Below are 22,484 nucleotides of genomic sequence, written 5' to 3' on the forward strand. Positions count from 1 at the left end.
GTAATTTATCCATTAAAATGATTCCAACCCTGAGCACGAAGCGGAACTACAGTGCCTTGCTTGCTCACCATTATTTTCTCCGTTGGCTTGTCATTGGTGTAGCCGATCATGTGTATGTCGGCATGGTTTTTTAACTTCTCATAATCAGCTTGTGCAATGGTGAAAAGTAATTCATAATCTTCGCCACCATTTAGTGCACACGTAATCGGATCGAGTTTAAATTCAATCGCTGCATCATATGTTTGATGATCGATCGGAATTTTATCTTCAAAAATATGAATGCCTACATTTGATGCTTTGCTGATGTGAAATAACTCAGAGGCCAGGCCGTCAGAAATGTCAATCATAGAAGTGGGTACAACACCTGCTTCGGCAAGATCAGCAACAATATCTGTTCTGGCTTCAGCTTTGAGCAGACGCCCAACCATATATTCATATTTTTCAATTTCCGGTTGCATTTCAGGATTGCTGAGGTATACTTCCTTTTCGCGTTCTAATATTTGCAATCCCAAAAACGAGCCACCCAAATCTCCGGTAACACAAATGATGTCATTGGGTTTTGCTCCACTTCTGTAAGCTACTTTGTCTTTTTGAATACGACCAATGGCCGTAATGGAAATCATGAGACCAGCACGGGAAGAAGTAGTGTCACCGCCAACAAGATCAACGGTGAAACTATCGCAGGCAGCTTTTATACCTTCATACAAAGCATCTACAGCATCAACAGAAAAACGATTACTCAGTGCAATGCTTACCGTAATCTGCTCTGTTTTTCCATTCATAGCAGCAATATCTGATACATTAACCGACACCGCTTTATAGCCTAAATGATGAAGTGGTGTGTAAGCAAGGTCAAAGTGTATACCTTCAACTAACACATCGGTTGAAACCAGGAGATAATCATCACCAACATCAATAACAGCAGCATCATCACCAATCCCTTTTATACTACTTCTGTTTTTGATGTCGAAGTTCTTAGCTATTCTGTCGATGAGTCCAAACTCCCCCAAGTCGCTTATTTCAAGTCGTTTTTTATCCATAAGTAAATGCCATCTGCCAATTGTTGCGACAGTTTGCAATGCAAAATTAAGAAACTATCATCTATTTAGGGCCTGGTGTGTATCCTGTAATTAAATGATGATCGTAAACCTTTTACCAGTGCGTGTGCACTTATAAAAAGAAACTCAACCAGAGCTACTTTACAGAATGCATGAAATGAAAGTGCTAGCCCTTAGGTTCTATCCTGGCAAAGCTCAACCAATACCCCTTGCGTTGATTTAGGGTGCAGGAAAGCAATCTGTTTGTTGTCAGCGCCCGCCTTTGGTTGTTGATTAATCAACTCAAACCCATTTTCACGGTATTTATTTAAAGCTTTATCTATGGATTGAACCTCAAAAGCCAGGTGGTGTATGCCTTCACCTTTTTTCTCAATAAACTTGGCAATGGGCGAATCGGGTCTGGTTGCTTCCAGCAATTCTATCTTAACGCCACCCACTTCAAAAAAAGAAGTTCTAACGCCTTCTGATTCAACTTCTTCGATTTTATAGTGTTTTCGGCCTAATAAGCGGGCAAACAGGGCATTGGCTTCCTCCAGATTTTTTACCGCGATACCGATATGCTCAAGTTTTTCCATAATTGTTAATTTTGTACGTAAGAACCGAAACTTTTTAGGTTAAGGTCAAGTTTTTGAATAGAAATAAGCAATCATGATAGAGACAGCCAGTGAGATGCACGTAGAATCTGCCCGCATCCAGCAAGAGATTAAGAGCTACTTGGGGGTGCGTACGGCTGACCTTGTATTTGAGTTTTCTGTGCAAGAAGGTAAAACCAAGCTTGATTTGATCACAATCAATCCTAAGCATAACCAGGCTTTCCTTTTTCATAGTGAAACCGGTATTGATAAACTAGATGCTTTAAAAAAGATGCTCCTGTATGTGCAGGACTATAAAGAAAAAGAACTTTCCTACACCATACAATGGGTGGCGAAAGGGGATAAAGAACTACATACCTCTTATTTCAGGGCTAGCAATGTAATGGATGCTTTACAAAAATTGTATTACGGTAGAGACATGAACACATTAACTGTATTTAGTGTTGTATTAAATCCAGTCTCCTAAAGAACTACAAATCTCAAATTCCAAATTTGGAATGTTGAATTTTAAAAATGTTGAATTATGATTAGCGTAACGGATAAGGCAAAAGAGAGAATCACAGCACTGCGTAAGGAAGAAGGAAGAAATGAGGCGCATAACATTCGAGTGTCTGTAAAAGGAGGAGGGTGTTCAGGCCTGATGTACGATTTAGGTTTTGATGATAGTATTAATCCTGCCGATCAGGTGTTTGAAGATAAGGGCGTTAAAATTTTAGTCGATAAAAAAAGCCTGCTGTACTTACTCGGTACAACACTCGATTTTACAGACGGACTAAACGGAAAAGGTTTTCAATTCATCAATCCCAACGCCTCTCGTACTTGCGGATGCGGGGAAAGTTTTTCGGTGTAAAATTTCAAATTAATCGACAGTAGCAATACACTTCAACTCAATGGCTATTGGCGTTGGCAGGCAATTTATTTCTACCGTTGTGCGGCAAGGTAAATTGTCTTTAAAGTACTCAGCGTAAATTTTATTGTAGGTAGCGAAGTCATCTTTCATGTTGGTAAGGAAAACCGTTACATCCACCAGATTTTCCCAACGCGAACCCGAAGCTTCTAAAATGTAACGAACATTCTGAAAAACAGAATGACATTGCTCTTCAATGTTATAAGCAATAATATTTTTGTTTTCATCCAAGGTTACGCCAGGAATCTCTTTCGACCCTTTTTTACGCGGCCCCACGCCTGATAAAAAAAGCAGATTGCCCACTTTTCTGGCATGGGGATACAGGCCAACAGGTTCTGGTGCCTTATCTGAATTTAGAATATCGCTCATAGATTTATCTTCAAATTTTCAAATCACCGAATCTTAAAATCAATTCATTAACTCCTCAATCTCATCTGCTTCAATCGGAATATTTTTCATCAAATCCTTTAAGCCGGTTTTAGTAATCACTACATTGTTTTCAATGCGAATACCCAAGCCTTCTTCTTTAATGTAAATGCCAGGCTCCACCGTCCAAACTTGACCAACTTGCATTTTGTGGTACATATTACCAACATCATGAACATCCAAACCCAATTGGTGGCCGGTGCCGTGCATAAAGTATTTAGCAAACAAGGGCTTGTCAGGATGCTGATTTTTTACATCTGTTTTATCAATCAGTTTTAATTTGATAAGCTCAGCTTCTGTAATCTTCTGTACTTCTTTATGATAATCAAAATAGACAACTCCGGCTTTTAGTATTTTCATGGCCTCGCGTTGAACACGTAGCACAGCATTGTAGACTTCCTTTTGCCTTTTCGTAAACCTGCCACTTACTGGAATGGTGCGTGTCATATCAGCATTATAGTTGGCGTACTCTGCACCAACATCTAACAAAAGTATATCCCCATCTTTACACACTTTGCTGTTGTCGATATAATGCAATACACAGGAGTCAGGGCCTGAAGCAATAATGGGTTCGTAAGCAAAGCCGCGAGAACACTGACGAATAAATTCATGAATAAACTCAGCTTCTATTTCATATTCAGCAATACCGGGCTTTACAAACTTCAGTATTCTTCTAAAAGCTGCTTCAGTTATATCGCATGCCTTTTGCATGGCTTCAATTTCATGGGGAGATTTAATACTACGTAAGCGATGCATAATCGGAGCAAGCCGTTCGTAATTATGTAATGGGTATTTCTCCATGCACCACTTTACAAAGCGCATCTCCCTTGTTTCCACCACTACGTCCGCACGGTAGTGATCGTTAGTGTTGAGATAGGCATTTTGTGTGTCGCCCATCACCATCATGGTATTTAAGAGTTTATAGAATTCTGAAGTCCATAAAACGGTTTCAATGCCCGATGCAGCACGGGCTTCTTCTTTGGTGTATTTATGACCTTCCCAGGTGGCAATGGTTTCGTTGGTTTCGCGGATAAATAAAACTTCACGGTATTTTTTGTCAGGGAAACCAGGGCATAGTACCAATATGGTTTCCTCCTGGTCAATGCCAGTCAGGTAAAACAAGTCGCTGTTCTGGCGGAAGCGCATAGACCCATCGCTATTGGTCGGTTGTATATCGTTGGCGTTCACCACCACAATAGACTGTTCCTTAAGTTCTTTAACTAATCGCTTACGGTTATTGATAAAAAGTTCCTTGCTGATTGCCTCGTAACGCATGATGAAATATTTAAGGGCGGCAAGATAATGAAAACAAAAAAGAGGCAACCGAAAAACATAAACTCTCGCAGGATTTATTCCTATACCCCTCAAATTATGATGAATATATCCCCGCAAATCGGGGCGATGCTAAGAATTTATGCTTATCAGAGATTGCCTCTTTATCGGCTTGTTAAGTAACTCAGGATGCTATGTTATCCACTTCAGTGCTGATATAGTTGATAAGTACAAATGTTACCAACAGCCCTGAAAATACACCCTCTAAGACAACAATAAAGGAAGCTATGTACGGATTCATATAACGCCCCATCGGTTCATTGGCTACAATCCACTCCATGAAACCTACATCGATGTACAGGAAGAAAAAAAGAAAGGCACCGAAAATAAAAGAACCAATGGCTGCTGTTGCTACCCCGGTTGCCAGTGCCCTGAAGTAATGAATAGAGGCGCCATGGGTTGCTTTAAATTTCTTTAGCGCATAGTATATGCCGCCTGCTAAAATAAAGAGATTGAGAAGTCGCAACTCCACTACATGGCCGAAGCCTAGAACAAACATGAGTACAAAAAAGCCGATCAGACCCGCAGCAATGCGTAATCCGTAGCTCTCTGGAATGCGATTAGGATTTGAAAAAAAGCTCATAGATTATTGAGGTTGGTTTATGAAATATTCAAATTAATATTCAGATAATCAATGTTTTAAAAGCATTATTCTTTTATTACATTAGAGGTCTAACCAATCCCCTTTTAATCATGAAAATTTTAAAAATAGCAGGCATCGCCATCCTGTCATTGTTATTAATAGCAGTGATAGCTGTATCCGTTATGTCACCCAGCGCCCACATGGAGCGTAGTATTGTAGTGAACGCACCTCCGGCAGCCGTTTTCCAGCAGCTAGCCTCCTTCGAGAATTTTAATAAATGGTCACCCTGGGTAAAAATGGATCCAGAGGCCAAGCAAGTAATTGAAGGCCCCGCGGTAGGTGTAGGTGCTAAAATGAGTTGGGACGGCCCTGAAACGGGTAAAGGTTCTCAATGGACGGTTGAGTACGAAGAAAATAAGCGTGTGAAAAATGCCATGGCTTTCGAAGGTATGGAGGGTCAGATATTTGCAGAGTTTGTTTTAGAGGAAGTGCCTGAAGGAACCAAGGTAATATGGCATTACGATAGCGATGTGAGCAAGACAGGTTTTGGCAATGCATCGATGACAAAGTTTTTTAATGCCTTTGCATTAGAAGGTATGCTAGGCAAGCAGTACGAAGAGGGTTTGGCTTCTTTAAAACAAATAGTAGAGAGTGCCCCGGCTCCTGAACCTGCACCCGCTGAAGAAGTTCCAGCTTCCGAAGAGGCCGTTGATACCAGCAATGAATAATACTGACCAGATAATGACCAGTGATTTTACCGGACAGTGAAATCATTAGCCGTTAATAAAAACAAAAGCCCTGTAAGCACAGGGCTTTTTACATTTAGCTTACTAAAGTCAATCCATCTATTATGAAAAAAATAATTTACCTGATTTTCCTGGCGGTGATATCCATTGCCCATGCACAGGATAACACAACCTATCAAAGACCACCCGATGCACTAGCGCAATTATTGGAGGCACCCTTAACACCTGCTGTTACTTTCTCTCCTGATAAAAAGTGGATGGTGTTATTGGATCGCTCCGACTATCCAACCATTGAAGAACTGTCACGTCCGGAACTCCGTCTTGCCGGCTTACGCATTGATCCGGGCAATAACGGACAAAGCCGCCAGCGTTACTTAACCGGTATTAAGTTTCAAAACCTTGGTGATAAAAAACAATACGAAGTAAAGGCATTGCCTTCACCGCTTTTGATGTCATCACCTTCCTTTTCTCCTGATGGAAAAAAAATGGCCTTTCTGCAAAATAGTGCAGATCGCATTGAACTATGGATGATTGACCTGAATACTTTCACTGCAAGTAAATTAAGTGAGAAACGTGTCAATGCCATTTTTGGAAATGCTTACAGCTGGCTGTCAGATTCACAACATATTGTATTTACCGCAGTGCCAGATAACAGAAAAGCACTTGAAGAAAAATCAAGGGTGCCAGTTGGGCCCACCATTGAAGAAAACCTTGGTAAAAAGGCACCTAACAGAACGTATCAGGATTTGTTAAAAAATGCATATGATGAAACAGCATTTGATTACTATGCCACAGCGCAGATCGTGTTGAAAAATATTGCAGGAGCTGAAAGCTTACTTGGAAAACCGGCTGTATATACATCAGTAAATCCTTCGCCTGATGGTAACTATTTGCTGACACGTAATTTACATAAGCCTTATTCTTACATTGTTCCATTCAATCGTTTTCCACAACAGGTAAATGTTATTGATAAACAAGGTAATTTGGTAAAGGCCATCATCGATCTTCCTTTGGTGGATAACTTGCCAACAGGTTTTAACGCAGTGGCTACAGGCCCGCGTGGGCATAGCTGGCGTAATGATGTTCCGGCTACACTGTATTGGGTGGAGGCACAAGATGGAGGTGACCCGAAAACGAAGGCAGATGTGCGCGATAAAGTTTTTGAACAAGTGGCACCGTTTACCGGAACACCCGCTGAGTTAGTAAAACTTTCACTCCGCTACAGTGGCATCACCTGGGGCAATGCGAATACCGCCTGGGTGTATGAAAACTGGTGGACAGATAGAAAAACAAGAACACATCAACTCAACCCGACAACAAAAGCGGTTAAGTTAATAGAAGATCGTTCGAGTGAAGATGTTTACACCGATCCGGGAAATGTACTGACAGAATGGAATGCATTCGGAAGATCAGTGATGATGGTTCGCGAGAATACTGTTTGGTTAACTGGAGAAGGTTCTTCACCAGAAGGAGATATGCCTTTTCTGGATAAGATGGATTTGACATCTGGTAAGAAAACGAGATTGTGGAGATGTGTAGCACCTTATTATGAAAGTGTAAGCACCGTGCTGGACCCTAAGAAAAATATTTTCATTACTTCGCGCGAATCCCTAACAGAAAATCCTAATTATTATATCCGTTCAGGTAAGTCAGTAACACAACTGACAGCTTTTGCACATCCTTATCCATCTATTAAGGAAGTAAAGAAGCAAGTATTGAAATACAAGCGCGATGATGGTGTTGACCTTACCGCCAACTTATACCTACCCGCTAATTATAAAAAAGAAGATGGCCCTTTGCCAACTTTCTTGTGGGCTTACCCGGCAGAATTTAAATCTTCTGCCAATGCAGGTCAGGTAAAAGGTTCTCCTTACACTTTTCCACGCATTGGTTGGGGTAGTGCTATTTTTTGGGTGTCACGTGGCTATGCTATTCTGGATAATGCCTCAATTCCTATTATCGGTGAAGGTGATAAAGAGCCTAATGATACCTATATTAAACAATTAGTGGCGAGTGCAAAAGCCGCTATTGATTATGGTGCATCTTTGGGTGTGGTAGATCCAACCAGAGTTGCAGCCGGTGGACACTCTTATGGCGCCTTCATGACAGGCAATTTATTAGCACACTCTGATTTGTTCAAAGCAGGCATCGCACGCAGTGGTGCTTACAACAGAACTTTAACACCTTTTGGTTTTCAGGCAGAAGAAAGAACCTATTGGGAAGCACCACAAGTGTATTTCGATATGAGTCCTTTCTCTTTTGCTGATAAAATTAAAGAACCAATTTTATTGATCCATGGCGAAGCTGATAACAACTCAGGTACCTTCCCTGTGCAAACAGAACGTTTTTATAATGCATTAAAGGGCCACGGTGCTACAACACGTTTTGTATTACTGCCTTACGAAAGCCATGGCTACCAGGCCAAGGAAAGTCTGCTGCATATGTTGTGGGAGATGGATACCTGGTTAGAGAAGTATGTGAAGGGAACGAAATAGTTCGCTGTATATCCCAGGCTAAAAGAAAAGGCTGTCCCTTTGTGGAGACAGCCTTTTTATTTTATTAAGATAAGTAACTACTCTACTAACTTGGCAAAGCGTTCACCCTCTGGCTTAGATTTTAAAGATGCTAATGTGGCATCGTAGGCAACCTTGTCGCCTACATCTTTATAAGCGCATAAAAGCACAAAATTGAGGAGCGGCTCATTAGTTGTATTTTCATATTTGCTCTTTTCTTCAGTGAGGTTGGCAATTATTTTTTTAGATCTTCCCCTGATGATTCCATTTAACGATGACCAAAGCTCAATTTCATTCAACTCAGTTTCATTACTTGCTTTCTTGCTAGCCTTTTTGAGATAACGCTCACTTTCTTGTATAAACGATTGCTGAAGCGCAGCATGTTTAACCGCTTTGCTTAAGTCCTGATAAGCCAATGCAATATCCTTGGCCTGCTGTAGATTCAATTCCTGTTTATGCTGTTCTTGTTGAATTTGTTCGTACAAGGCAGAAGCATCAGCGGGTATATTCTCAATAAATTTAAGGAGATCCGATTTGGAACTATAGCCCACATAAGAGTTAATCACCCTGCCTTTATAATCCATTAAAATTAGATTGGGTATAGAACGAATGCCGTATTCAGCTGCGAGTGCTTTTTCAGAATCGATATCAATTTTCAGGGGCACAAAATTGAGCTTTATTTTTTGTGCCTCAGCGGTGCTCCATACTTCTGCGTCCATTTTTTTACAAGGGCCGCACCAGGTTGCCCAGAAGTCAACAAGAATAAGCTTGTTACCTGCCTTGGCCGCACCTTGAGCAAGTTCAAAGTTACTTAACCAGCCACTCTGAGCATATCCGTTAAGGCAGACCAGACAGCAAATAATAAGTGAATACAACGAGAGTTTTGTCTTCATGTTATGTAGGTTTTAATAATTGAAATTAAGGATTAAACAGAAATAGTAAAAATTCAGAAACGTGTATTAAGAAAACTTAATGTACACTTAAGTAAGTTTTTAAGTTGGTAAACTAATGTTGTAGTATGAAAGTAAGGTTACTACTATTAACGCTGAGCATTTACTTATATAATTCGGACGTTTCCATTGGGCAACAGGCTGCTGAGATTAAGGAGTTTCAGGGTACAATTAAAGAGTTTGATACCGGTTATTATTTTGCCTACGAATACCTTATGCTAGAAACTAAGGAGGGGCTGGAGCGCTTTCAATTCTATCCTTACTATGGTGAGCTGATCAAACAGAATTTTGCTGAAGGAGACCAGGTTTCAGTCAAAGTAAAGATTAACAATAAAATGCGAGATGGATTCGCGAAGCTGTCTGAGGAACAAAGGAAAAAAACATTCTTTTTCAGACGAGAAAATATTGTTGAGATAAAGATTAAAAATGAATGGATATTACTTCCTGTACAGCAGGAAACCTTTGACAGACCGGCTTATAAAACCTTTTTGGATCAAAAGATTATTGACTTCTATATTTATGATGATTTTAAAACAGCAGCTATTTTCAAAGATGGCTTAATCGGTTTTTCTGGCGGGATGGGTAAATTTTTTGATCCGCTGAAGAATTCAAAAATCGGTGACAACTTTTCATTTACTGGGTATTACTTGCCTGTTAGAAAGGGTTATGTTTATCCTATTAAATTTGACATTAAGAATGTATATACAATAACACCCTTGGTTAAGAGAGAGGTTCATCTTATGTCCTACCTATACAAACAAAATCATGTTTGTATAGGTGCCAAATTTTTAACAAAAGATGAGAGCGCTATCGTTTCCTTTCCTAGCGACAAAGCAAAGGAGATTCAACAATTCATTCGTCCTGAGGTTCCTCTTACTATTTATCATGGTGCGTATAATTCTGAGGGGCTGTTAGAGGGGCCCGAACTACACGCATTGATTCAAGGGAGCGATACCTTGTTATTACACAGATTCAATTTTTATGGAGGATCAGACGTAACTCATGAACATAAACCAGTAGAGTTTGAAGGAAAGATCAAAGATTTTGTAAAAACAAATAAGGGTAGAATAGTTGGTCTTATTGTTGATCATAAGTTTTTTGTTGAAATTGATCCGCGTTTGGAAAAACAGATTGGTACTTTATTGAAAAGAGGTTTGCAGATTGCAGTGGATGGGAGTGAACGTATTAAAAAATCAGGCGAAGTTTACAGTAAAGATTACAGGATAGTGACGCCTGGGAAAGTAACAATTGATGGCAAAACCTTTTCAATCAACCCATTACCCTGACCCCATGCTGAAAATTCTCTTAATAGAAGACGAGCCAAGGCTCAATGAACACCTGCGCAACGGTTTGGTGCAACAAGGATATTTGGTAGATGTCGCTTTTAGTGGGAGTGAAGGTTTGGAAATGGCATCCGCAAACCAATACGATTTACTTGTATTGGACGTAATGCTACCCGGACAAAGTGGTTTTGACGTATTGGACAATCTGAAAAGATTTAATGTTCAGGTGCCTGTTATTATTATCAGCGCATTAAGTAACTCAGAACGGGTAATTGAAGGACTCGATAAAGGCGCGATAGATTATATTAAAAAACCTTTTGACTTTGGTGAGTTTCTGGCGCGTATCCGAGCGGTGACGCGTAAACCAGGAAGTCGTAATTACACCTATTATCGCGTAGGTGATTTAGAGATGGATTTACTGAGCAGAAAGGTAATCCTTCAAAAAAACGAATTAATGCTTACTAAGCGCGAATTCATGTTGCTTGAACTTCTCCTGATCAATTGTAACCGGGTTTTGTCAAAAACGGAAATTGCAGAGAAAGTATGGGAAGTGAACTTCGATATGAGCAGTAATGTGATTGAAGTGCACCTCTCGCAACTCAGAAAAAAGTTATCAGATACAATTATTCGCACCAAAGTGGGTATGGGTTATTATATTGAGGGAGAATTGATCCGTCAATAATGTTAAACTTTTTCAAAAGCATAAGAGCAAAAACAGCCATACTCTTTTTTCTGGTTTTTCTGATTGTGATTTTGCCAGTGCATTGGCTTGTCTACAAAAAAATCGAATCTGCCCTTAGTGAAACAAATAAAAGAGAATTAACGACTGAAGCAGAAAAACTATTAAGTCAGGTAAGACTTGACCCATTAACGATCCCGATTCCGGCAGAAGGTTTTGTAATGAAGGTTCAGTTTCAGCGAACTATACAGTTTGAGACCATCTTCAGTTCACCTGATTTTCCTGAAATGGAGGCACTGAATTATTTACAAGACATAACCTATGCTGATACTTTTGAAGTTGTTAATGTTAGCAAACCCCTCCAACAGCAAGAAGTAAATCTTATACTCTCACTTGGAAGAAGTGGCACAGTATTTCAAGATCAACTTAGTTCGCTTCAGTTTTATCTCTTTGCTGCAATTGCCATGGCCATTGCTTCAGCGGGAGTGCTGGTTTTTTTCGCTTCAGGGCTTATACTAAAACCTATTAAAAAAATAGCTCATGCTTCGTCTTTAGTAAATTCTTCTAAAGACATCAGCCTGATTCCATTACCAGATACAAACGATGAGAGCAAGCAGCTGGCCGAATCCATCAACAGCATGTTGGAACGCATTCGGCAGTCAGCCAATGCACAAACAAATTTTTTTGCCTCAGCAGCACATGAGTTAAGAACACCACTTGCTGTCATGAAAGCAGAATTGACCATGGCAAACAGCGAAGGTTCAGCAAACCGCATCAGTTCTTTGCTACACGAAGTTGAGCGCCTTGAACGGGTTATTCATGACTTTCTGTTAATCAGTGAGCTTAAGGCGGACATACTCACCATTAGAAAGTCAAAGGAATCACTAGACGAGTTGATTTACACTTCGCTAAAGAAAATTAAATATACAAGCGAAGCATATAGTACAAGTGTTCAATTGATGATTGATGAAAGCGTTGAGAATTTTGAAGCCATGGTAGATGCTGATAAAATGGAAACGGTAATAGCCAATTTAATCGAGAACGCCATCAAGTACGCTCCACGTCATTCAACTGTAACCGTTTACCTTACCAAAACAGAAGATCATTTTTTGCTTAGCGTTCGCAATCCGATAACTGCTGTTATCCATCAGCCGGAATTATTTCTACAGGAGTTTAAAAAATCAAGCGACCTGAGCTCAGGCCTGGGAATGGGTTTATGGATTTGCGATCAGATAGTAAAGCTTCAAGGTTTTAAGTTGAGCCTGGAAAGTCAGCAGCATGAATTTACCGCCAGCCTGAGCATAAAAATATAAGCCAGGTAAAATCGCCTGAAAAGCCCTTCTTTAGCTATTTTTGCAGTCCGAAAAACCGATTTTGAAGGGAGCAATGGAAAACATCCGCAATTTCTGCATAATAGCCCATATTGACCACGGTAAAAGCACCTTGGCTGACCGTTTATTAGAGTTTACTGGCACCGTTACAGACCGTGAAATGCAGGCACAAGTGCTTGATAACATGGATCTGGAGCGTGAAAAAGGTATTACAATCAAGTCGCATGCCATCCAAATGAATTACAAACTGGATGGTAAGGATTATGTGTTAAACCTGATTGATACCCCCGGTCACGTTGACTTTTCCTATGAAGTATCTCGTTCCATTGCTGCCTGCGAAGGCGCTTTGTTAATTGTGGATGCCAGCCAGGGAATTGAAGCACAAACTATTTCCAACTTATACCTGGCTTTAGAAAACGACCTGGAGATTATTCCGGTGTTAAACAAAATCGATCTTCCACACGCCATGCCCGAAGAAGTAACGGATGAGATTGTGGAAATGATTGGCTGCAAGCGTGAAGATGTGATCCATGCCAGCGGCAAAGAGGGTATTGGTATTGAAGATATTCTTAAAGCCGTTGTTCATCGCATCAAAGCACCTAAGGGAGACCCAAAGGCGCCCTTGCAAGCAATGATTTTCGATTCTGTATTTAACTCATTCAGAGGTATTGAAGTTATTTTCCGGGTGGTGAATGGCACGATCAGAAAAGGCGAGAAAGTAAAATTTGTCAGCACAGGGCAGGAGTACAACGCAGATGAAATTGGTATCCTTAGACTCAATCAGCAACCCTGCAATGAGATCAGCGCTGGTAATGTAGGCTATCTTATTTCAGGTATTAAAGTAGCAAAAGAAGTACATGTTGGGGACACTATTACAAATGCAAATAATCCTGGTGAATCGCTGGGAGGATTTCAGGAAGTAAAGCCCATGGTATTTGCCGGTATCTATCCCGTTGATACAACTGAATTTGAAGAGTTGCGTGCTTCTATGGAGAAGTTGCAATTGAATGATGCTTCCCTGGTTTGGGAATTAGAAACCTCCGCGGCCCTTGGTTTTGGTTTCCGTTGCGGATTCCTGGGTATGCTCCACATGGAGATTATACAAGAGCGTTTGGAGCGTGAGTTCAACATGACGGTAATTACAACTGTACCCTCTGTACAGTTTAAGGCATTCCTAACCGATGGATCACAAGTTGATATCAATGCTCCGTCAGAAATGCCTGATCCTACCAAGATGGATTACATTGAAGAGCCTTATATTAAAGCACAGATCATCAGTAAGTCAGAATACATTGGAGCCATCATTGGCCTGTGTATGGATAAGCGTGGTATTATTCTTAATCAAAACTACCTGACCACAGATCGTGTGGAAATGACTTTTGAAATGCCCTTATCTGAAATTGTATTCGATTTCTTTGATAAACTAAAATCAATCTCCCGTGGGTATGCTTCCTTGGATTATCATTTAATTGGTTTCCGTGAATCAGACATGGTGAAATTGGACATTATGTTGAATGGTGAGAAAGTAGATGCCTTGAGCGCTATTGTTCACCGCGGCAAATCACAAGAGTGGGGAAGAAAACTTTGCGAGAAACTAAAAGAGTTGATTCCCCGTCAGATGTTTGAGATTGCAATTCAAGCGGCTATCGGACAAAAAATTGTTTCGCGCGAAAACATCAGTGCAATTCGTAAAAACGTAATTGCCAAGTGTTATGGTGGTGATATTTCACGTAAACGTAAGTTGTTGGAAAAGCAGAAGAAGGGTAAGAAGCGTATGCGCCAGATCGGTACGGTAGAGGTGCCGCAAGAAGCCTTTATGGCGATTTTGAAGATTGAGTAATTTATTCAACCGTCCTCTCCTCGGTCTGTGTCCTCACAGACCGAAACACAATAGTTGTAAAAAGTTAAAAATAGTAAGCGCTTTCAAAATGTGTAGCCGATGACAGAAACAACAACATATACGCTAATCGATGGTCGTAAAATTTCTGCTGATATAAAGGAAGAGATTTCAGCAAAGGTGGCTGAACGCAAGGCACAGAATAAAAAGATACCTCATCTTGCCATTATTTTAGTTGGGGATGATGGTGCAAGCCAAACCTATGTAGACCATAAAGTTAAAGCGTGTAAGGCTGTTGGGTTTCATTATACCATGATGCGTTTTGCGGATACCATCAGTGAAGAAAAACTGATGAAGCACATCGATCACGTTAATAATGATGACGATGTTGATGGCTTCATTGTGCAATTACCACTTCCTGAGCACATTTCTGTTGAGAAAATAACAGAGAAGATTCGTTCCGATAAAGATGTAGATGGCTTTACTAATCATAATTTTGGTAGCATCGTTTCTAAAAATCCTTTAATCATGCCAGCTACACCTTTTGGTGTAATGGAATTATTGCGCAGGTACAACATTGAAACCGAAGGAAAGCATGCCGTGGTAGTCGGTGCCAGTCGTTTAACAGGTGCACCCTTAAGCATGATGTTGACGGAGCAAGGTCATGCAACAGTAACTATCTGTCATAAGTACACAAAAGATATTAATACCTACACTCGCAGTGCTGATATTTTGATTACAGCAGTTGGTAAACCAGGTTTGATAACTGCAGACATGGTGAAAGAAGGTGCCGTTGTTATCGACATAGGTACAACACGTGTTGAAGGCCCTCAGTTTAAAAATGGATTTGCATTAAAAGGCGATGTAGATTTTAAAGCAGTGGCAGCCAAAGCGTCTTACATTACACCAGTGCCTGGAGGTGTAGGTCCTATGACCATTGCTTCATTGCTACTGAATACCTTGCGCGCGACTGAAAATAGAAATCCTTAACAATTTCAAATTTGAAATTTCAAATTTAGAATGAGCACCAGAATCCCGATTTCAACAACCGAGCTCCCCTTGATGGAAGACTTCTACACCATACAAGGTGAAGGGTTCTATCAGGGACATGCAGCTTATTTTATTCGCCTCGGTGGATGCGATGTAGGTTGTGTCTGGTGCGATGTGAAAGAATCATGGGATGCAGAAGCACATCCGCAGGTTTCGGTTAAGGAAATAGCAAAACGTGCTGCAAAAAGCGGAGGAAAGATAGCAGTGGTAACCGGGGGAGAACCTGTTATGTATGAACTTACACCTTTAACGGAAGCCCTACGGGCAGAAGGTTTACTAACGAATATTGAGACATCAGGTGTTTACCCACTCACTGGCTATTGGGACTGGGTGTGTTTTTCACCAAAAAAATTCAAGGCACCACATCCATCTATTTACACGAAAGCAGATGAACTTAAAGTAGTCATTTATAATAGGTCCGACTTTTTTTGGGCAGAAGAGCATGCTGCACTGGTACGGCAAGGTTGTCAGTTATTTCTTCAGCCTGAGTGGTCAAAAGAAAAAGAAATGCTTCCATTGATTATTGAGTACGTTAAATCTAATCCGCAGTGGCAGGTTTCACTGCAAGTACATAAGTACATGAACATTCCATAAGACTGCCTCGCAGATCTTGACCATGACACAACAACATTTTATCGATCAAGTAAACGAATGGGGCGCTGCGCACACACCATTTTTTTTCATGATTGATTTTGAAATGAGGCGTCCGCAGGTTTTCAAGCTAAGTGAATTAGATGAGGTCGAGATAAAAATATCCTTTCCGGGTTTTACAAATAGCCAATCCTCTACAGCACTCGTTAATAAATTAATCTTAAGGAGTGCCCCTATTTCACTTACGCAATACACGAAAAAATTTGAGCTGGTAGCTAAGCACCTGGCATATGGTGATTCTTTCCTGACTAACCTCACCATTAAAACAGAGATTGAAACTAATTTAAGTCTTGATGAAATTTACACTTTGGCATCAGCCCCATACAAACTTTGGTATAAAAATGAACTGGTCGTGTACTCACCGGAATCATTTGTAAAGATTATTGACGGTAAGATATTCTCTTATCCGATGAAGGGAACAATTGATGCCGCAGTTGAAAATGCAGAGCAAAAGATTCTAACCGATGAGAAAGAGTTGGCAGAACACGTTACCATTGTGGATTTGATTCGCAACGATCTTAGTATGGTGGCTGATAATGTTGAAGTAAAACGCTTTCGCTTTATCGATAAAATCAAAACGCAGCATAAAAACCTTTTGCAAGTAAGCTCTGAAATTACAGGGGATCTACCGCTTGATTATTCAAATAGATTAGGTAGTTTAATATGGCAATTACTACCGGCAGGCTCCATCAGCGGAGCACCTAAGAAAAAAACGGTTGAAATCATTAAACAGGCAGAGGAGGAGGAGAGAGGTTTTTACACAGGTGTAATGGGTTACTTTGACGGCACGAATCTTGATAGTGCAGTAATGATTCGTTGCATTGAAAATAAAAACGGACAACTCTTCTATAGAAGTGGAGGAGGTATTACAACACAAAGTGATTGCGAACAAGAATATAAGGAAGCCTTAGCTAAAATTTATGTCCCTGTTGTTTGAAAGCATACGCGTAGAGGATGGTAAATTTCAGAACCTCGTTTACCACGAGCAGCGCATGAAGCGTTCTTTGCATGCACTATATGGCATAGATGAACCTTTCGACCTGGAAGAAGAGCTGAGTAATATTCCACTTGAGACCACAGGCTTGTTTAAATGCAAACTTATTTATGATGATATCAGCAGAAATATAGAATTGACTGAATATAAACCCAGAGAAGTCAAGAGCTTAAAAATAGTAGAACACAATCGCATCAATTACGAATTCAAGTATAGTGATCGGAAATTACTGGATCACCTCTTTTCACTGCGTGAGGAATGTGATGATGTATTAATATTAAAAAGAGGCATGGTTACAGATACCTCTTATGCAAACATAGCCTTTAAGCGAGAGAATAAGTGGTATACACCCTGGCAACCTCTCCTGAAAGGAACCATGCGCCAACAATTACTCGAGTTTGAAAAAATTCAGGAAGAGGAGATTTCAAGAAGTGATATAAAAGACTTTGAGACTTGTAAAATCTTTAATGCGATGCTGCGTTTTGAGAGTGAAGAGATTGCTATCAATAACATAGTTTTTTAGATTTACACATGCGTTGCTTACTGATTTTTATTTTTCTATTTAGCCTTACTCAGCTAAATGCTCAACCCGCCCTCCATACAAAATCCAAGAAGGCTATTGAATTTTATAATGCTGCAGATAACTTTAGGGTGCGTGGCCAGTATAAACAAGCAATTGACATGCTGGAGCAGGCGATCGAAAAAGATAAAAACTTTATTGAGGCCTATTTTCGACTTGGGCAAACCTTTAAGTCATTTAAACAGTATCCTAAGTCAATAGAGTATTTTGAAAGAGGAATGGCCATCGAAAAAGATGAGCGCATTAACAGACCCTTTTGGTATGAATTAGGTGAAGTGTATTTTCTGTCGGGTAACTATGAGGGTGCTGCAAAATTATTAAATCAATACATTCAAGCAGAAGTTCCTTCTTTTCAGAACAAAGCACGATTTGATAATGCAAAAAAAATTATTGATAACGCGGAATACGCAAAAAAGAATCAACAGCTAGCGAAAGATTTCAAGCAACAGGCGCTTAGTGATACGGTTAATTGTTTCACTATGCAATATTTCCCTGTACTCACAGCGGATCAGCAAACTTTAATTTACACACGCAGAGAGGGCAATAACAATTCTGATGATGAAGATATTGTCATATCAAAAAAAGATGAACGTGGCAGATGGCTTGCGCCAGTCTCAATTTCTGAAAATATAAACTCTTCATTAAACGAAGGCACCAGTGCTATTTCTGCAGATGGAAGAAAACTAATCTTTACTTCTTGTGTTGGTCGTGACGGTTGGGGAAGTTGCGATTTGTATGAGAGTAATAAAGTGGGTGAACATTGGTCTGCGCCAAAAAATCTGGGGCAATTGGTAAACTCTTCTGATTGGGAATCGCAACCCAGTTTATCCGCTGATGGGCGTACGCTATATTTTGTTTCAGATCGAAAGGGAGGAATAGGCAGAAGAGATATCTGGATCAGCACACTTGATGTAAAAGGGAATTGGACAAGGGCACGCAATCTGGGCAAAGAGATCAATACAGTGTACGATGAAATTTCACCCTTCATTCATGTTAATAATTCAACATTATACTTTGCGACTAACGGGCTCACAGGTTTCGGGGGTTATGATATTCATTATACAGAGCGGGATACTAATGGTAAATGGGCAGCACCGGTAAATATGGGCGCGCCCATCAACAACCATGAAGATCAGTTTTCGCTTTTTATTACAGCCGATGGCGAGAAAGCATTTTACTCCCACGAGTCTTTGGGAGAAAATGGTCAGTCCTTCAGTAAATTATATGAAGTAGTTGTGCCAGAATTGCAACGACCACGAAAAACGAATTTTGTTAAGGGAATTATTACCGATAAAGAGAGTGGTAAGCCATTATTGGCATCAGTGGAACTTATTAATATAGACAGAGATACGTTAGAAGCATTTACAAAATCAGACTCCATCAGCGGAGCCTACCTGATGGTTTTAACTAAAGGTTCAAGATATGCACTCTATATTAACAAGCAAGATTATCTTTTTAAAAGTCTGAGCTTTGACTTTATAGATGATCGACCGAATGAACCAATTGTAATTAATATCGAGTTAGAAAAAATTAAAGCCGGATCGGTCACGGTTCTTAACAATATCTTTTTTGAATTTGATAAATATGACCTGACACCCAACTCACTTCCTGAATTGGATAAAGTTGTTAGGTTTTTGCTGAACGACACAAAAGCATCCATCGAAATTGGTGGTCACACTGATTCTATAGGTGGTGAAGCTTACAATAAACAGTTGTCTGAGAAGCGCGCAAGTACCGTTGCGGCTTATTTGATTAAAAAAGGCGTACCCCAAAAGAGGGTATTTTACAAAGGATATGGCTCATCCAAGCCTATAGCCTCAAATTCTACCGAAACAGGGCAAAAACTCAATAGAAGAATAGAATTTAGCATTTTGTAATGTTTTATTCGGTATTTTAATCAATCAATTCTACCATATTTTGTTTTAAAAGGTTATGGCGCTTGAACGTTTTGTTATATTTTTGACGTTATCATAATCTAAACTTAAAACTAAATCTATGAGGAGAGTTTTACTATTGCTTACTGCCTCTTTGGTGTTGGTCACTTCGGCCTTCGCTCAGGAGCGGACAGTTACAGGTAAAGTTACATCTGCTGAAGACGGCAGTGCTTTACCCGGGGTAAACGTGGTGTTAAAGGGAACCACTACAGGTACCGTTACAGATGTTGACGGTAATTACAAGATTTCAGTGCCTGCAGAGGGCGGAACCTTGGTTTTTTCATTTATTGGTCTAACCACTTCAGAAATTGGTATCGGTTCAAGACAAACTGTTGATGTTCAAATGGCTGCTGATGTAACGCAGCTTTCTGAAATTGTTGTTACTGGTTACGGTACAACGTTAAAGAAAGAGTTCTCCGGCTCATCTGCAACGATTAGTACTGAGGATATATCTAAAATCCCCGCACTATCAGTAAACCAAGTGCTTCAAGGACAGGCAGCAGGTGTTTTTGTAACATCTAACTCTGGTGCTCCAGGTGGTGGTATTTCAGTAAGGGTTCGTGGTCAATCAACAATTAACGGAACATCTGATCCTTTGTATGTGATTGATGGTGTACCTGTTATCGCTGGTAATATTAGCCAGGATGGTTTTGGTGGTCAGGAGCAAAATGCTTTGGCTGGTTTAAACCCTCAGGATATCCAAAGCATCGAGGTATTAAAGGATGCCTCTACAACGGCTATTTATGGTACTCGTGGTGCTAATGGTGTAGTTTTAATTACAACCAAAAGAGGTCAAACTGGAAAGTCAACAATCAACGTAAATGTTTGGACTGGTTTTGCGGAACCAACAAATACAGTTGATATCGTCTCTTCACGTGAATGGGTTGATATTAAAAACGAAGCGCGTGTTACGGCAGGCTTAACTCCTCTGGCTGATAATGCTTACTTCGGATGGAATGGCGTAACAGATACTGATTGGGTTGAAGAAGTATTCAGAAAAGCTAAAATCAGTGAATACCAACTTAACATGAGTGGTGGTGATGAAAAAACACGTTACTACTTCAGTGGTAGCTACCGTGACGAAGAAGGTACCATTATCGGATCAGGTTATAAAAGAGGTACCATGCGTTTGAATTTAGATCACAAAGCCACTGAGGTTTTCAGCTTTGGAACAAGTCTTTCTGTTTCAAGTGACTTAAATCAGCGTATCCAAAATGACAATAACATTTATGGTATCTACTCAGCAGCCATATTAACACCACCACTTCGCCCTGTAAGAGATGAGGATGGTGAATATGTTGATGCGTTGCCATCATTTAACACTAACCCTGTGCGTGACGCCTTATTGCCACGTTTTGACAACAAATCGATTAAATTCATTGGTAATTTTTATACCGACTTTAAATTGATGGAAGGCTTGAATTTCAGAACTGACTTCTCTTACGACTATAACACAATTACTGAAGATCATTATCTGCCTGCAAGTACTGCCATTGGTCGTCCAATTGGTGATGCTAACTTTAACTTCCGTTCAGTTGGGACTTATATTATTGAACCAACTTTACGCTATGCTAAGAACATAAACAGCACACACAGCATTAATGCTGTGGCAGGTCTTACTTTCCAGGATCGCAAGCAGTTCGAAAGTATTGTACGTGGTACAGGCTTTGCTAAAGAGCAGTTGACATATATTACTTCTGCCGCAACCATTTATGGTGGAACTTCAAATGCTAATGAGTATTCAATCAACTCAGCTTTTGGTCGTGTCAACTATGCATTTAAAGAGAAATACCTGGCTTCAGTTTCTGTTCGTAGAGATGGTTCTTCTCGCTTCGGTGATAACTATAAGTTCGGTACTTTCTATGCATTCTCTTTGGGATGGAATTTCTCAGAAGAAGCATTTATGGATGGTCTCTCATTTGTTACACTTGGTAAGTTGAGAGCCAGCTATGGTACAACTGGTAATGATGGTATAGGTAACTTCCGCTACGTAGGTGCGTGGGGCGGTGGTGCTAACTACCTGGATAATCCAGCCTTTACACCAACACAGATTGCTAACCCTGACTTAAAGTGGGAGCAGACCAAAACAACAGACATTGGTTTAGAGTTGTCTTTATTTGAAAGTAGAGTTGACTTAAATGTCGGCTACTTCATGAGAAATACTGAAGATCTTCTGTTCTTCGCGCCACTTCCTCAATCAACTGGTTTCAATGGTGTTTGGGAAAACTTTGGTGAAATTGAGAACACAGGTCTTGAGATTGAATTGGGAGGTACTGTAGTAAATACCAGCTCAGGATTCAACTGGAGAATTAACGGTAACGTTTCGTTTTTGAAAAACGAGGTAGTTTCACTTGTTAACGAAAACCTTGTTAGATCAGGTTTTGCCAGCATTTATAAAGTAGGGCTTCCTTTGAATACCTTCTACGGTCTTAAATTCTTAGGTGTTGACCCTGCCACTGGTGAGTCTATCTTCCAGGATACAAATAATGACGGAGTAGTTAACATCAATGATGAAACAGTAATTGGTGATTATCAGCCAGAATTCCTTGGTGGTTTTACAAATACATTTACTTTCAAGGGTATTACTTTAGATGCATTCTTCCAATTTGTTCAAGGTGTTGATGTTTACAATAACACACTTCAATTCACAACAAACCCTGCAGCAAACTGGGGTATGTCTACTGAAATGAGAAGACGTTGGAGAAATCCAGGTGATATCACTGATATCCCAAGACCATCTACTGTAGCAGGTCTTAATGGTTCTGATAACAGCAGATTCTTGTCAGACGGTTCTTACATGCGTTTGAAAAACATTACACTTTCTTATGATTTACCAAAGAACATTGTTTCTAAGGCTAAGCTAAGAAGTGTACGAGTGTATGCAACAGGTTCTAACCTACTGACCTTCACTGCTTATAACGGTGCTGATCCAGAGGTGAGTACTTTTGCAAATACAAATACTGCTGCGGGTACAGACTTCTTGACATTCCCTCAGAGCAAAGTTTATCAGTTCGGTATAAACATTGGATTTTAATTG

General features: G+C 40.1%; 20 protein-coding genes. 14 read left to right on the forward strand and 6 right to left on the reverse strand.

Annotated features, from left to right (window positions below; translation table 11 throughout):
• Positions 1-5 precede the first annotated feature (5 nt).
• Positions 6-1,040, reverse strand: coding sequence for a thiamine-phosphate kinase (gene thiL, locus ACO1XM_RS05885; RefSeq protein WP_486226822.1), 1,035 nt, complete (start codon positions 1,038-1,040; stop codon positions 6-8).
• Positions 1,041-1,231: 191 nt separating this feature from the next.
• Positions 1,232-1,633: a methylmalonyl-CoA epimerase gene (gene mce / locus ACO1XM_RS05890; protein WP_486226824.1), complete on the reverse strand. Its 402-nt coding sequence runs from the start codon at positions 1,631-1,633 to the stop codon at positions 1,232-1,234.
• A 73-nt stretch (positions 1,634-1,706) separates the two neighbouring features.
• Between mce and ACO1XM_RS05895 the strand changes: the two genes are divergently transcribed.
• Positions 1,707-2,117 (forward strand): hypothetical protein, encoded by a 411-nt coding sequence (locus tag ACO1XM_RS05895; RefSeq protein ID WP_486226826.1) that lies wholly within the window; start codon positions 1,707-1,709, stop codon positions 2,115-2,117.
• Positions 2,118-2,174: 57 nt separating this feature from the next.
• Positions 2,175-2,501, forward strand: coding sequence for a HesB/IscA family protein (locus tag ACO1XM_RS05900; protein ID WP_486226828.1), 327 nt, complete (start codon positions 2,175-2,177; stop codon positions 2,499-2,501).
• 9 nt (positions 2,502-2,510) lie between these two features.
• Here ACO1XM_RS05900 and ACO1XM_RS05905 read toward each other — a convergent pair whose 3' ends face one another.
• The 3 genes from ACO1XM_RS05905 to ACO1XM_RS05915 all read right to left on the reverse strand — a co-directional run bounded on the left by ACO1XM_RS05905 (position 2,511) and on the right by ACO1XM_RS05915 (position 4,899).
• Positions 2,511-2,927 (reverse strand): RidA family protein, encoded by a 417-nt coding sequence (locus ACO1XM_RS05905; protein WP_486226830.1) that lies wholly within the window; start codon positions 2,925-2,927, stop codon positions 2,511-2,513.
• 39 nt (positions 2,928-2,966) lie between these two features.
• Positions 2,967-4,259 (reverse strand): aminopeptidase P N-terminal domain-containing protein, encoded by a 1,293-nt coding sequence (locus ACO1XM_RS05910; protein ID WP_486226832.1) that lies wholly within the window; start codon positions 4,257-4,259, stop codon positions 2,967-2,969.
• A gap of 181 nt (positions 4,260-4,440) precedes the next feature.
• The gene (locus ACO1XM_RS05915; protein WP_486226834.1) at positions 4,441-4,899 is read right to left on the reverse strand and encodes a DUF4199 family protein; all 459 of its coding nucleotides are present in this window, start codon (positions 4,897-4,899) and stop codon (positions 4,441-4,443) included.
• A gap of 110 nt (positions 4,900-5,009) precedes the next feature.
• Between ACO1XM_RS05915 and ACO1XM_RS05920 the strand changes: the two genes are divergently transcribed.
• Both ACO1XM_RS05920 and ACO1XM_RS05925 read left to right on the forward strand, forming a co-directional pair.
• Positions 5,010-5,627: an SRPBCC family protein gene (locus tag ACO1XM_RS05920; RefSeq protein ID WP_486226836.1), complete on the forward strand. Its 618-nt coding sequence runs from the start codon at positions 5,010-5,012 to the stop codon at positions 5,625-5,627.
• A gap of 122 nt (positions 5,628-5,749) precedes the next feature.
• The gene (locus tag ACO1XM_RS05925; protein WP_486226838.1) at positions 5,750-8,140 is read left to right on the forward strand and encodes a S9 family peptidase; all 2,391 of its coding nucleotides are present in this window, start codon (positions 5,750-5,752) and stop codon (positions 8,138-8,140) included.
• Positions 8,141-8,217: 77 nt separating this feature from the next.
• Here the strand turns inward: ACO1XM_RS05925 and ACO1XM_RS05930 are convergent, their stop codons facing one another.
• Positions 8,218-9,051, reverse strand: a complete 834-nt coding sequence (locus tag ACO1XM_RS05930; RefSeq protein ID WP_486226840.1) for a thioredoxin domain-containing protein — start codon at positions 9,049-9,051, stop codon at positions 8,218-8,220.
• 125 nt (positions 9,052-9,176) lie between these two features.
• Between ACO1XM_RS05930 and ACO1XM_RS05935 the strand changes: the two genes are divergently transcribed.
• The 10 genes from ACO1XM_RS05935 (at position 9,177) to ACO1XM_RS05980 (ending at position 22,481) form a co-directional block, all read left to right on the forward strand.
• Entirely contained in the window at positions 9,177-10,394 is a 1,218-nt protein-coding gene (locus ACO1XM_RS05935) for a hypothetical protein (protein WP_486226842.1), read from the forward strand.
• Between the two features lie 4 nt (positions 10,395-10,398).
• Positions 10,399-11,073, forward strand: coding sequence for a response regulator transcription factor (locus ACO1XM_RS05940; RefSeq protein ID WP_486226844.1), 675 nt, complete (start codon positions 10,399-10,401; stop codon positions 11,071-11,073).
• Positions 11,073-12,383: a histidine kinase dimerization/phospho-acceptor domain-containing protein gene (locus ACO1XM_RS05945; protein WP_486226846.1), complete on the forward strand. Its 1,311-nt coding sequence runs from the start codon at positions 11,073-11,075 to the stop codon at positions 12,381-12,383. Before ACO1XM_RS05940 ends, ACO1XM_RS05945 begins: the two co-directional genes overlap by 1 nt.
• A 73-nt stretch (positions 12,384-12,456) precedes the next feature.
• A complete protein-coding gene (gene lepA / locus ACO1XM_RS05950; RefSeq protein ID WP_486226848.1) occupies positions 12,457-14,241 on the forward strand; it encodes a translation elongation factor 4 in 1,785 nt (594 codons plus the stop codon).
• Positions 14,242-14,340: 99 nt separating this feature from the next.
• Entirely contained in the window at positions 14,341-15,228 is an 888-nt protein-coding gene (locus ACO1XM_RS05955) for a bifunctional 5,10-methylenetetrahydrofolate dehydrogenase/5,10-methenyltetrahydrofolate cyclohydrolase (protein ID WP_486226850.1), read from the forward strand.
• 30 nt (positions 15,229-15,258) lie between these two features.
• Positions 15,259-15,882: a 7-carboxy-7-deazaguanine synthase QueE gene (locus tag ACO1XM_RS05960; protein WP_486226852.1), complete on the forward strand. Its 624-nt coding sequence runs from the start codon at positions 15,259-15,261 to the stop codon at positions 15,880-15,882.
• 22 nt (positions 15,883-15,904) lie between these two features.
• The gene (locus tag ACO1XM_RS05965; protein WP_486226854.1) at positions 15,905-16,876 is read left to right on the forward strand and encodes an aminodeoxychorismate synthase component I; all 972 of its coding nucleotides are present in this window, start codon (positions 15,905-15,907) and stop codon (positions 16,874-16,876) included.
• Positions 16,860-17,456 (forward strand): aminotransferase class IV, encoded by a 597-nt coding sequence (locus ACO1XM_RS05970; RefSeq protein ID WP_486226856.1) that lies wholly within the window; start codon positions 16,860-16,862, stop codon positions 17,454-17,456. The genes ACO1XM_RS05965 and ACO1XM_RS05970 overlap by 17 nt, the downstream gene beginning before the upstream one ends.
• A gap of 8 nt (positions 17,457-17,464) precedes the next feature.
• Positions 17,465-19,390: an OmpA family protein gene (locus ACO1XM_RS05975; protein ID WP_486226858.1), complete on the forward strand. Its 1,926-nt coding sequence runs from the start codon at positions 17,465-17,467 to the stop codon at positions 19,388-19,390.
• Positions 19,391-19,508: 118 nt separating this feature from the next.
• Entirely contained in the window at positions 19,509-22,481 is a 2,973-nt protein-coding gene (locus tag ACO1XM_RS05980) for a SusC/RagA family TonB-linked outer membrane protein (protein WP_486226860.1), read from the forward strand.
• Positions 22,482-22,484: the final 3 nt, after the last annotated feature.

The sequence above is a fragment of the Chryseotalea sp. genome (genome assembly GCF_057350905.1).